Source organism: Oricola indica, assembly GCF_019966595.1.
Lineage (GTDB): Bacteria > Pseudomonadota > Alphaproteobacteria > Rhizobiales > Rhizobiaceae > Oricola > Oricola indica.
In genome coordinates, this window is sequence record NZ_JAINFJ010000002.1 from 84,598 (window position 1) to 96,976 (window position 12,379).

The following is a 12,379-nucleotide window of genomic DNA, read 5'->3' on the forward strand; positions in this document are numbered from 1 at the left end:
TCCTGCGCCCGTAACGCGGCAGCGCAACCCGAACACGAATAATGGAGGCAGGGAAAGGAAAGACCCACCGATTTCGATGCGCGCCCGCGACGAAATCCTCGAGATCATGAACTTTCTCGAAGACTTCGAACTAGAGGTGGAAACAGCGCTCGATCTCGCGACGCCTGATCCCTATTACAAGATGGCGACCTGTCTGATCCGCAACCATCTCGAGGCCAAGCCGGTGACGCCGTCATCGTTGACGGCCGCGGCCGGCGTGCCCTACGCCACGGCCGTGAGGCGGCTGAACGAGATGCAGCAGGCAGGCATCATCGAGCAACGCCCCCGCACTCGGACCGGCAAGAGCTTCACGTTGCATCCGAGCGCCGAACTCATCGAGCAGTGGCTTCAGATGTGCGGACGCATCAAGCGCCTTGCCGCCAAATCTTTCGGCGGCGACGTCCGCGAGACCAAGACGCGCGACTACTATTTCGGCGGCTCCTATATCTATGGCCAGTCGATCCAGCCGCCGCAAGTGCTGCCAGAGCCTCTGGCGCTTCCTGGCGGATTACGCATTCTCGTTCACGGCGACCCGACCTTCATGGTCATGGATGCCCTCAAGCGCCAGTTCGAACAAGTCATTGGCGTTTCCATTCACCAGCGCGCCTTCTCCATCGACCGATTGCACGAGGAAGCGCTGCGCAACGCCCAGCGCAAAACGAGCCGCTATGATATTATCGCCGTCGATTTACCCTGGATCGGCGAATTCGCCACCCAGGGCGTGCTGCTGCCGCTTGACGACGTCATGGATGTCGACCGGCTCGACCCTGGCGATTTCCACACCGCGGGCTGGCGCGCCACGCATTGGGCGGGCCGTCCCTATGGCGTTCCGGCCCAGACCACGCCGGAGCTCCTGTTCTTCCGCCGCGACCTCTTCGCCGAGGCCGGCTTCGAGCCGCCTACGACCACCGACGCGGTGCTGCGCGCAGCCGAAAAGTTCCATGACCCGGCTCAGAGGCGCTACGGTATCGCCTGGAACGCCGCGCGCGGCACGGCGCTCGGCCACCAGTTCATGATGACATGTGCCGATTTCGGCCAACCCCTTCTCAATCTCGAGGAGATTGCCGGTGGATATGATGCCGACCACCTCGACCGCGCTGATCTGCATCCGACGATCGACAGCGACGGTGCGCTGGAGGCCGCCGAATATCTGCTGGCGCTGGCGCGGTTCTCCCCGCCCGACATATTGTCGATGTCCTGGTACGAGCGCGTTCGCCCCTATGCGGCCGGCAAGATCGCCATGGCCTACGGCTACACACTTCTGGCGCCCTATTTCGAGCTTGATCCGTCATCGCCGGCTTACGGTCAGACTGGCTATCTTCCGCATCCAGCGGGTCCGAGAGGTACTCCGGTTGCACCCGTCGGCGGCTATGTGCTCGGCATACCGTCCAATCTGCCCGAGGAACGCTGCGCCGACGCCGCGGAGGCGCTGATCGCCTTCACCTCGCCCGAAGCGCAGAAACTCTATGTCCAGAACGGCAGCCGTACCGCGCCGCGATATTCCGTCGGCGCCGATCCCGAGGTCAGCCGGCTGTCGCCGATATTCGAGGCGGTCGACGGCATGTCCTGGCGGGACGAACTGCAGTTCTGGCCGCGGCCGCCGATCCCGCAGATCTCCGACATCATCAAGATTTGCGGCGAGGAGATGCACGACATGCTGCGCGGCATCATCGGACCACGCGAAGCGCTCAAGAAGGCCCAGGCAAGGGCCGAAGAAGCCATGAAAATCTAGAATTCTAAACGGGAGGAACAGATGGATCCGCAAAGGCTCAAGGGAAAGAATATCCTGATCACGGGCGCTGCCCGCGGAATGGGCGCCACCAATGCCGAACATTTCGCTGAACAGGGCGCAAATGTCTGCCTTGGCGACATCGATCTCGATGGCGCCAATGAGACGGCCGAGCGGATCAACAATCGCGGCAATGGCAGGGCGATCGCCGTCAAGTTGGACGTGACCAAGCGCGAGGATAACGCAGCGGCCGTAAGCGCGACCGTCGACGCATTTGGCATGATCAATGTGGGCGTCTTCAATGCGGGCCTGAACAAGCCCCGCTTCTTCATGGACATCGACGAGGACAACTGGAACCTCATCATGAACGTCAACACCAAGGCGATGTGGCTGGGTATGCAGGAGACCGCGAAACAGATGATCGCCCAAGGCTCCCAAGATTATCCCTACAAGCTGATCAATGTCGGTTCCATCGCCTCGCGCAAGCCGCTGATCGACGTGACCGTCTATTGCACCTCTAAATATGGCTGCCTGGCGCTGACCCATTGTGGCGCCGTGGCGCTCGCCGAGCACAACATCACGGTCAACGGCTATGCGCCGGGCGTCGTCGTGACACCGCTCTGGGAACAACTCGACAAGGACCTCGTCGACATTGGCTTCAAGGAGCGCCAGGGCCAGGCCTACGAGGACATCGTCGCCAACGAATTGAAGATCAAGCGCGTCTCCTATCCCGACGACATCAAGGGCACTGCCGCTTTCCTGGCCAGCCCAGAGAGCGACTACATGACCGGCCAGATGATCCATATCGACGGCGGCTGGTGCATCCAGTAGCCGACGCGCCCTTCAAACGATTTCCATCACATGACAGCGCGCCCGCCGGGCGTGCAACGGGAGGCATATAATGAACACGACAGCCCTCAATCCGCGCATCCTGCAGCCGGGCGACATCGATCCAAACTGGCGCTGGGACCGGCATATTCCCGCTCTTGGCCATACCGCGGTCGACTTCGAGCGCCGTGTCGATCACGATCGGCTGCGCCGCTATCGTCTCAGTCGCGCCAAGGACGCACTGAAGAAGTCGGACTGCGGCGCGCTTCTGCTCTTCGACGTCAACAACATCCGCTATGTCTCCGGCACCAAAATCGGTGAGTGGGAGCGCGACAAGATGTGCCGCTTCGCATTGCTGGCCGGCGACGAGGAGCCCTATGTCTGGGACTTTGGTTCGGCCGCCGTCCATCACCGCGAATATTGCGACTGGCTCGATCCCGAACGCATGCGTGCCGGTGTCGTTGGAATGCGCGGCACCATCCCGCCCTCCTTCGGGCTGATGAAGCGGTATGCCGAGGAAATTTATTCTCTTCTCAAGAAGGCCGGCGTCGCCGACATGCCGGTCGGCATCGACTATGCAGAGACGGCGATGTTCTTCGCACTGCAGGAGGCTGGCGTGAAGGTTGTCGACGGCCAGCAGATCATGCTCGGTGCCCGCGAGATCAAGAACATCGACGAGATACAGCTGCTCAACCAGGCCGCCTCGATGGTCGACGGCGTCTACCACATGATCTGGCAGGAACTCAGGCCGGGCATCCGCGAGAGCGACATCGTCGCGATGTCCAACAAGATGCTCTACGAAATGGGTTCCGACGACGTGGAGGCGATCAACGCCATCGCCGGCGAGCGCTGCAACCCGCACCCGCACAACTTCACTGACCGCTATTTCCGGCCCGGCGACCAGGCCTTCTTCGATATCCTGCAATCCTATCAGGGATATCGCACCTGCTACTACCGGACCTTCAATGTCGGCCGCGCCACGCCGTCGCAAACCGATGCCTATGTCCGCTGCCGCGAATGGCTGGATGCTGCGATCCAGCTCATCAAGCCTGGCGTCACGACCGATACCGTCGCCAAGGTCTGGCCGAAGGCGGAGGAATTCGGCTTCCCGGACGAATTGTCGGCTTTCGGCCTCCAGTTTGGTCATGGCCTCGGTCTGGCGTTGCACGAACGGCCGATCATCAGCCGCGCTGTCAGCCTCGACAATCCGATGGAGATCGAGACCGGCATGGTCTTCGCGCTCGAAACCTACTGTCCGGCCTCCGACGGCTATTCGGCAGCGCGCATCGAGGAAGAGGTCGTCGTCACCGACACCGGCTGTCAGGTGATTAGCCTTTTCCCCGCCGAAGAGCTACCGATTTCGCACCGTTATTGAGGACGCCGTCATGGCACCGAAGAAGAAAACCAACACTGAAGACTATCTGCAGATGTACCGGCAGATGGTCCGCATCCGCGCCTTCGAGGACAATGCCAACCAGCTCTATTTGTCCGCGAAGATGCCTGGCCTGACGCATATGTATTCGGGCCAGGAGGCGGTTGCCGTCGGCATCTGCGAGGCGCTGGAGGACACTGACAAGATCACTTCCACCCACCGTGGACACGGCCACTGCGTCGCCAAGGGTGCGGAGTTCAAGGAGATGTTCTGCGAACTGCTTGGCAAGGCGGAAGGCTACTGCCGCGGCAAGGGTGGTTCGATGCATATCGCTGACCAGAGCCATGGCAATCTCGGCGCCAATGCCATCGTCGGCGGTTCCATGGGGATTGCTACCGGAGCTGCTTTCTCGGCGAAACGGCTCGGCACCAAAGACGTCGCCGTCTGCTTCTTCGGCGACGGCGCGACGGCGCAGGGCCTCTGGTATGAGGTCATGAACATGGCCGCGCTCTGGAGCCTGCCGGTCATCTATGCCTGCGAGAACAATGGCTACTCGGAATACACGAAAACCGAAGAGATTGCCGCCGGCTCTCTGACGGCGCGCGCCCAGGCTTTCGGCATTGAGGCGCATTCGGTCGACGGGCAGGACGTTCTCGCCGTCAACGAACTGGCGCAGAAGCTCGTGGCCCGCGCGCGCAAGGGCGAGGGGCCTTTCTTCATCGAACTGAAGACCTACCGCTATCACGGCCACCATGTCGGCGACATCAACCGCGACTATTACCGTTCGAAGGACGAGGAAGCCGAGTGGAAGATTACACGCGATCCTATCGTCAATTTTGGCAAGTGGCTGGAGGCCGAGGGCGTCTTGTCAGCCGACGAACTGGTGGCGATTAATGACGAGATCAAGGCCGACGCGAAAGCCGCGGTCGATTATGCGCTGGACGCCGCCTATCCGCCGACAGGTGAGGTCGACATGCACGTCTTTGCCGGCGTCGACCACGCGCTTTCCTATGTCTGAGGAGACTTCCATGTCCCGCGAAATCACGCTGTCGAAAGCCGTCAACGAGGCGATAGCCGAGGAGATGCGGCGCGACCCGGCAATCTTCTTGATCGGCGAGGACGTCGCCGAAGCCGGCACTCCCTTCAAGGTCTTGTCCGGCCTCGTCGAGGAATTCGGGCCGGACCGCATCATCGACACGCCGATATCCGAGCCCGGTTTCATGGGCATCGCCGTCGGCGCGGCGATGACCGGCTCGCGGCCGATCGTCGACCTGATGTTTGGCGACTTCCTGTTCCTCGTCATGGACCAGCTCTGTAATCAGGCCGCCAAAACGCATTACATGTCAGGCGGAAAACTCCAGGTGCCGCTGGTGCTCCGCACCAATCTCGGCGCGACGCGCCGTTCCGCCGCACAGCACTCCCAGTCCTTGCACGCCCTCGTCGCGCACATTCCGGGGCTGAAGGTTGCCCTGCCATCCTCCGCCTACGAAGCAAAGGGACTCCTTAAAACGGCGATCCGTGATGACAATCCGGTCGTCATCTTCGAAGACAAGTTGATGTACAACGACAAGGCGCCGGTCCCGGAGGAGGAATACCTAATCCCCTTCGGCGAGGCCGCTGTCTTGCGCGAAGGCCACGAAATCACATTGGTCGCGACATCGTCCATGGTGCAGGTTGCACTTAAGGCGGCCGATTTGCTCGACCGTGACGGCATCTCGGCGGAAGTGATCGATCCGCGAACCATCGTGCCGCTGGACGAGGAAACGATCCTTTCCTCGGTGCGCAAGACCAGCCGCGCCATCGTCATCGACGAGGGACATCAGAATTTCGGCATCACCGGCGAGATCGCCAGCCGGATCAGCGAGAAGGCGTTCTATCATCTCGACGCTCCCGTCGTGCGCATGGGCGCGATGGACGTTCCGGTGCCCTTCTCGCCGGCCCTTGAGGACCTGACCGTACCGACGCCGGAAACGGTCGCGGAAAACGCGCGGCTGAGCGTCCGCGGGGAGCTCTTCCATGCCGCATGAAGTCATCATGCCGGCGCTCGGCATGGCGCAGGAAACCGGGTTGATCCTCGCTTGGCGCAAGGCGCCGGGGGACGCAGTGAAGATCGGCGACGTGTTGATGGAAGTCGAAACCGACAAGGCGGCGATGGAGGTTGAGGCCCAGGCCGAAGGCTACCTGGCCGATATCCGGGCGCGCGAGGGCGAAAACGTGCCGGTTGGCAATGTCATCGCCGTGATCGCCGACGAACCCGGTGCGGTCGCGGCCCGTGAAGAAGCCACGCCTGCGGACGCACCGTCCGACGAGCAGCCCCCCGCGCAGCAGGACGGCAATGAGGTCATCATGCCGGCACTCGGCATGGCGCAGGACACGGGTCTGCTTGTCGCCTGGCACAAGCAGCCGGGCGACGCCGTCGCTGCCGACGACGTCCTGCTGGAGGTAGAAACAGACAAGTCGGTCATGGAGGTCCAGGCCGGTCATGAGGGCTATGTCGCAGAATTGCGCGCCGAGGCCGGAGAGAATGTCCCTGTCGGCGACGTGATCGCTGTCATATCAGCTGAAAAACCCGAGGTGCCTGTAAAGCGCAATACCTCTAAAAAGAAGGACGCGAAACCAGAACAACAGGTAACGCCGGCTTCTCCGAAAAATCCTGAAACTTCTCGCCCTGCGCCGAAGCGCGCTGCTTCGCAGCCACCGACAGGGGACCGCATTCTTGCGTCGCCCAAGGCAAAGCGGCTTGCCGCAGAGCGCGGGCTCGACCTCGCCCGATTGGCCACCGACGGCCATCGCCAACCCTATCACGTTGCCGATCTCGATCGTCTCTCCGCCGTGCCCGCGCAGCCCTCCACCGCAACCGCCAACGCCTTCGACCACGTCGAGGCACGCGTCGACAGGAGCGGTTATGACGCGTTCCGTCTGTGGCTGGCGGGCGAAAGTCAGATCGATGATCTTGCTGTGTGGTCAGCCTTTGCGATCGCCACCCTGCGCGCCGCCATTCAATCGGAAAGCCGGCGAATGGTCGCGCAAGCACACCGGCCGCTCCGCCGTCAAAGCGTTCGCTTTTGCGATCCCGACCTTTCCGGCCTGTCCGCCATCGAGGCATCGCAGGACGATCTTGCGCCCGACCTTATCCTGCGGGACTTGACCGGCAGTGCCGTGACCAAGGCGCATTTCGGCGCGCCCGCCGTACCGGCGATCAGCATTTCCGACAGTAACGGCACGTTCGAAATAATACTGGAGTTCCCGGCCGGAATGCTGGAACCGGAAACGGCGCTCGCGATTGTTCATGAAATGGCCGCGCGGCTGGAAGAGCCGCTGCGCCACCTGCTTTGACTGGGAGACACCGAATGGAACATACCGATCTCTACATCGACGGCGAGTGGCGCAAGGGCGCCGCTGGCGAACGTTTCGATGTACTGAACCCGGCGACCGAGGAAGTTCTGGCCTCCGTCGCCTCCGCCGAAATCGCCGACGCCGATGCGGCGCTCGATGCCGCCGAGGCCGCCTTTGCCGACTGGGCTGGCCGCAAGCCGCGCGAACGCGCCGAGGTGTTGCGCAAGGCCTTCGAATTGATGACGGCGCGTCTGGAGGAGTTCGCGCGGTTGATTACGCTGGAAAACGGCAAGGCACGGGCCGACGCCATGGGCGAAGTGACCTACTCCGCCGAGTTCTTCCGTTGGTTCTCCGAAGAGGCCGTGCGCGCCGACGGGTTGATCACCCACGCGCCGGCATCGGGCGCGCGCATCGTCGTCCAGCACAAGCCCGCCGGCATCGCTGTTCTGGTAACGCCGTGGAACTACCCGGCGGCCATGGGCACCCGCAAGATCGCGCCGGCGCTCGCCGCCGGTTGCCCGGTGATCATCAAGCCCGCCTCCGAAACGCCGCTGACGATGCTCGAACTGATGCCGCTTCTGGAGGAAGCAGGCGTGCCCAAGGGGCTTGTTAACGTCCTGCCGTCGAAAAGGAGCGGCGCGCTCGTCGACCACATGCTGCATGATCCGCGTGTGCGCGTGATCTCGTTCACGGGTTCGACAGGCGTCGGTCGCAAGCTACTACATGCCGCCGCCGACCAGGTGCTCAAGCCGGCGATGGAACTCGGCGGCAACGCGCCACTGCTCGTCTTCGAGGATGCCGACATTGACACCGCCGTCGAGGGCGCGATGCTCGCCAAAATGCGCAATCTCGGCGAAGCCTGCACGGCGGCCAATCGCTTCTACGTGCATGAAGAGGTGGCCGAGGCCTTCACGCAGAAATTCACGCAGAAAATGGCCGCCCTGAAAGTCGGCAATGGCCTCGACGCAGGCGTAGATGTCGGCCCTCTGGTCAATGCCGATACGCGCGACAAGGTCGCACATTTCGTCGAGGATGCGGTTGCAAAGGGCGCGGAACTGCGCCTCGGCGGCACCATTCCAAACAGCAAGGGTTTCTTCTACCCACCGACGGTCCTCTTCGGCGTCTCCGAGGACGCCGAATGTATCCATGACGAGATCTTCGGCCCGGTCGCCGCGATCCAGACCTTCGCCGACGAGTCCGACGTCATTCGCCGGGCCAACGACACCGAATACGGTCTCGTCGCCTATGTCTTCACCGAGGACATGAAGCGAGGCATGAAGGTCTGCGAACAGCTTGAATACGGCATGGTCGGCCTCAACCGTGGCCTGGTTTCCGATCCCGCCGCCCCGTTCGGAGGCGTTAAGCAGTCGGGCCTCGGCCGCGAAGGCGGCCACGAGGGCATGCTGGAGTTCATGGAAACCCAATACATTTCCGCAAACTGGTGAGGAGACGCCAATGACAGCCGCCATCGCCAGCCCGTCGACCCGCGCTCTCGCCGGGCGCAAGGGTATAGACATAGACGCTTTGGCCGACGAACTGGGGCGGGAGACGATTGCCAAAGAGGATCTTGACCGCAAGGCAGGCGACAAGCCTTCCGCCGCTGCCGACGGGACGTCATATTGGGACGTTGACCATTCCGCATTCGGTCCGGTCACCGAGGAACCGATGTCGCGCTTCGCGCAGGTCGCCTCGGATAATCTTGCCGCGGCGCAGGCTTTAATCCCGGCGGTCACCCATCACGACCGCGCCGACATGAGCGCTATCGAAAGCTTCCGTGCCACGTTGAAGGAAGAAGGGCGCGCGCGGGGGGTCAAACTGACCGCTCTCGCCTTCCAAGTCAGGGCGCTCGCCCGGACTCTGCGCGACTTTCCTCGCTTCAATGCCTCTCTGTCGCCCGATGGCAAGACGCTGATCATGAAGAACTTCGTTCATATCGGCATAGCAGTCGATACGCCGCGCGGGCTGCTGGTGCCGGTGATCCGGGACGCCGATCGTAAGGGGCTTTGGGCCATTGCCGCTGAGATCGCCGATCTCGCCGGTCGCGCCAAGGACCGAAAAGTGCGGCCGGAAGAGATGGGGGGCGCGTCGATGTCTATCACCAATCTCGGCAGCATCGGCGGCACCGCCTTCACCCCGATCGTCAATCCTCCGGAACTGGCGATCCTCGGCATCACGCGCGCCGAAATCGCACCGGTCTGGGATGGGGATACATTTAAGCCGGTTCCGATGGCGCCGCTGGACCTCTCATACGATCACCGGGTCATCAACGGTGCCGACGCGGCACGGTTTCTCGCCCAGTTCGCGCGGCTTCTCGCCGATCCCCGGCGCATTCTGATCTGAGGAGAATCGCATGTCGAACGGCCCATTCGATCTTTCCGGCAAGACCGCGCTGGTCACCGGTTGCCGTCGCGGCATCGGCCGCGCCATTGCGAACGCTCTCGCAGAGGCCGGCGCGGACATCGTCGGCGTCAGCGCCGGTCTGGAAACACTGGGAAGCGACGTCGAAAGAGATGTGCTGGCGGCCGGCCGGCGTTTCGATGCCCATCGCTGCGACTTTTCCGACCGCGCAGCGTTGCACAGCTTTCTAGAACAACTCGACGAGGACGGTCATTCGATCGATATCCTCGTCAACAATGCCGGCACCATCCGCCGCGCGCCGGCCGCAGAACATTCCGACGAGGATTGGGACCACGTGATCGAGGTCGACCTCTCGGCGCCTTTCGTCCTGACGCGCGAGATCGGCAGGCGCATGATCCAACGCGGCAGCGGCAAGATCATTTTCGTCGCCTCTGTGCTTTCCTTCCAGGGCGGGATCAACGTGCCGAGCTACGCATCCGCAAAAGCTGGAGTCGCACAACTGACGCGCTCCTTAGCCAATGAGTGGGCGTCGATGAGCATCAACGTCAATGCGGTCGCGCCCGGCTACATCGCTACCGACAACACAGCGGCTCTGCAGGCCGACGACAAACGCAGCGCCGAATTGATGGCGCGTGTTCCAGCCAAACGCTGGGGAGAGCCGGCCGATATCGCCGGCCCGGTCGTGTTCCTCGCGTCCGAGGCCGCAAGTTTCGTGCATGGGTCTATCCTGCCCGTCGACGGCGGCTGGCTCGCGCGATAGGCAAGTATGTTCACGGACGTAAAAAGTGAGATTTCAGTTGGGCCGCTTTGGGTCATGAACTGCCCTCGTAGCTTGGCGGAACGACGACCGCTTCCGGGTGGAATTCAGACATGCGATCCCGCTTGAGAACAGGTGCCTTGGCCTGATTCAAGCTCCGAAAAAAGAGCCTCCATCATGCGATACGCCCTCAGCGAAACCGAATGGAACATCATCCAGCCGATCCTGCCGAGCAAACCGCGTGGCGTCCCGCGCGTTGATGACCGGCGGCTCCTAAATGGCATCTTCTGGGTTCTGCGATCAGGAGCGCCATGATGTGACCTGCCGGAGCGGTATGGTCTCTACACAACTTGCTACAACCGATTTGTCCGGTGGCGCAGGGCGGGCGTGTGGGAAAGGATCATGGAATGCCTCGCCGTCGATCACGACGCAGCGATCCAGATGATCGACACATCCATAATCCGCGTGCACCAGCACGGTGCCTGCGTTACCGGTGGTCCCGCCGAGAGCATCGGCCGCTCGCGTGGCGGGCTCACAACCAAGCTCCACGCTGTCGTGGATGCCAACGGCTTGCCGGTACGGCTCGGTCTCACCTGCGGTCAGGCGCACGACAACCGGCTCTGCTCGACGCTCCTGAGCTCGCTTCAGCCGAACGCGCAGCTCTTGGCCGACCGAGGATACGACGCAGACTGGATCAGGACTTTTGTCGCAGTGCGCGGCGCGTGGGCCAACATACCACCGAAACGAAACAGGACATCGCCGATCTGCTTAAGCCGGCACCTATAGCGGGACCGCAATCGGGTCGAGCGGTTCTTCAACCGGATCAAGCATTGCCGGCGCGTGGCCACCCGTTGTGACAAGCTGGCTGCGAACTACCTTGCCTTTATCAAGCTCGTCTGCATCCGCCTGTGGCTACGGGTTAATGAGTCCACGTCCTAGTCGGGCTCGGACAGCATCTTCTCGGCCGTAGCGCGGACCTCGGGCAGGATCGGCATCCCTCGCCGCGCCTTCATGTCGAATTGCGCGGTGACCGATTCCAGTTCGGCGGCGATCTCGCCGGTGTGCAGGTTGCGCATGCGGTAATGCGCGGTCATCGACTTGTTGCCGACGCGGACGACCCGGCCATGGACGATGATCAGCGACCCGGCGCTCAGTTCGGCGAGGAACGTCGTCGTCAGCTTCACGTCGGCGATCCCGATGCCGGATGCGAGATGGTCGGGTGTATAACCGAGCGTGGCGAAGAGGTGATAGGACGCATCGTCGAACATCGCCGTGTAGTGACGCGTCGTCATGTGTCCCATGCTGTCGCACAGCCACGGATGCACGACGCCGCGATAGCATTCGATTTCGGTAGCCAAGGCAGTTCTCCCGTCAGATCGTCACGCGCCCTTATGCGGATTCGGTGCAGGCGAGGCAATGCGCAGCGACGGGTGACGCGTCGGCTTCGTTTCGTATAGCGTGTCGCGGCTGACTACGGGGACAATACCATGACCGGATTCTGGATAGCGCTGCTCTGCGTCTTTGCCGGCGGCGTAGCGATCGGCCTGCAGCCGCCGGTGAACGCCGCCCTGGCGCGCACGCTCGACGACAGCATCGTCGCCACAGCCATATCCTTCGCCGTCGGCTTCATCGCGCTTTTTGCCCTGATCGCCGTGCGCAACGCCTTTCCGAGCCTGACGCTGGTCCGCGAAATCAGGCCATGGATGCTCTTGGGCGGCCTGCTCGGCGCCTTCTATGTCTGGACATCGGTCTGGGGCGTGTCCCGGCTCGGCGTGGTGACGTTGATCGCCGCGATCATTATCGGGCAGATGTTCGCGGCCATCCTGATCGACCGCGCCGGCGCCTTCGGACTCCCGGTCCATGAGATCAGCTGGCAGCGTGTCGTCGCGGTCATCCTGGTCGGAGCCGGGCTCGTCATGTCACGCCTGTGAGGAAACATCTCCGCCTCTTGCCGTTTTTT

General features: G+C 62.5%; 11 protein-coding genes and 1 pseudogene. 11 read left to right on the forward strand and 1 reads right to left on the reverse strand.

The window, feature by feature from the left end; all coding sequences use genetic code 11:
* Positions 1-76 precede the first annotated feature (76 nt).
* The 10 genes and pseudogenes from LC343_RS05925 (at position 77) to LC343_RS05970 (ending at position 11,358) form a co-directional block, all read left to right on the forward strand.
* Entirely contained in the window at positions 77-1,771 is a 1,695-nt protein-coding gene (locus tag LC343_RS05925; RefSeq protein ID WP_223476193.1) for an extracellular solute-binding protein, read from the forward strand.
* 21 nt (positions 1,772-1,792) lie between these two features.
* Positions 1,793-2,599, forward strand: coding sequence for an SDR family NAD(P)-dependent oxidoreductase (locus LC343_RS05930; RefSeq protein ID WP_223476194.1), 807 nt, complete (start codon positions 1,793-1,795; stop codon positions 2,597-2,599).
* 70 nt (positions 2,600-2,669) lie between these two features.
* Positions 2,670-3,971 (forward strand): M24 family metallopeptidase, encoded by a 1,302-nt coding sequence (locus LC343_RS05935; protein ID WP_223476195.1) that lies wholly within the window; start codon positions 2,670-2,672, stop codon positions 3,969-3,971.
* A gap of 10 nt (positions 3,972-3,981) precedes the next feature.
* Positions 3,982-4,986 (forward strand): thiamine pyrophosphate-dependent dehydrogenase E1 component subunit alpha, encoded by a 1,005-nt coding sequence (locus tag LC343_RS05940; RefSeq protein WP_223476196.1) that lies wholly within the window; start codon positions 3,982-3,984, stop codon positions 4,984-4,986.
* A 10-nt stretch (positions 4,987-4,996) separates the two neighbouring features.
* Positions 4,997-5,995 (forward strand): alpha-ketoacid dehydrogenase subunit beta, encoded by a 999-nt coding sequence (locus tag LC343_RS05945; protein WP_223476197.1) that lies wholly within the window; start codon positions 4,997-4,999, stop codon positions 5,993-5,995.
* The gene (locus LC343_RS05950; protein WP_223476198.1) at positions 5,985-7,304 is read left to right on the forward strand and encodes a biotin/lipoyl-containing protein; all 1,320 of its coding nucleotides are present in this window, start codon (positions 5,985-5,987) and stop codon (positions 7,302-7,304) included. The genes LC343_RS05945 and LC343_RS05950 overlap by 11 nt, the downstream gene beginning before the upstream one ends.
* A 14-nt stretch (positions 7,305-7,318) precedes the next feature.
* Entirely contained in the window at positions 7,319-8,749 is a 1,431-nt protein-coding gene (locus LC343_RS05955) for an NAD-dependent succinate-semialdehyde dehydrogenase (protein ID WP_223476199.1), read from the forward strand.
* 10 nt (positions 8,750-8,759) lie between these two features.
* Positions 8,760-9,644, forward strand: a complete 885-nt coding sequence (locus LC343_RS05960; protein ID WP_223476200.1) for a 2-oxo acid dehydrogenase subunit E2 — start codon at positions 8,760-8,762, stop codon at positions 9,642-9,644.
* A gap of 10 nt (positions 9,645-9,654) precedes the next feature.
* Positions 9,655-10,422: an SDR family oxidoreductase gene (locus LC343_RS05965; RefSeq protein ID WP_223476201.1), complete on the forward strand. Its 768-nt coding sequence runs from the start codon at positions 9,655-9,657 to the stop codon at positions 10,420-10,422.
* Between the two features lie 174 nt (positions 10,423-10,596).
* A pseudogene (locus LC343_RS05970) lies at positions 10,597-11,358 on the forward strand (IS5 family transposase).
* On the opposite strand, the gene LC343_RS05975 reads toward LC343_RS05970, so the two are convergent.
* On the reverse strand, positions 11,355-11,777 hold the full coding sequence (locus LC343_RS05975; protein ID WP_223476202.1) for an acyl-CoA thioesterase: 423 nt from the start codon (positions 11,775-11,777) through the stop codon (positions 11,355-11,357). The pseudogene LC343_RS05970 and the gene LC343_RS05975 overlap by 4 nt on opposite strands.
* A 129-nt stretch (positions 11,778-11,906) precedes the next feature.
* On the opposite strand from LC343_RS05975, the gene LC343_RS05980 reads away from it, so the two are divergent.
* Positions 11,907-12,350 (forward strand): DMT family transporter, encoded by a 444-nt coding sequence (locus tag LC343_RS05980; RefSeq protein WP_223476203.1) that lies wholly within the window; start codon positions 11,907-11,909, stop codon positions 12,348-12,350.
* Positions 12,351-12,379: the final 29 nt, after the last annotated feature.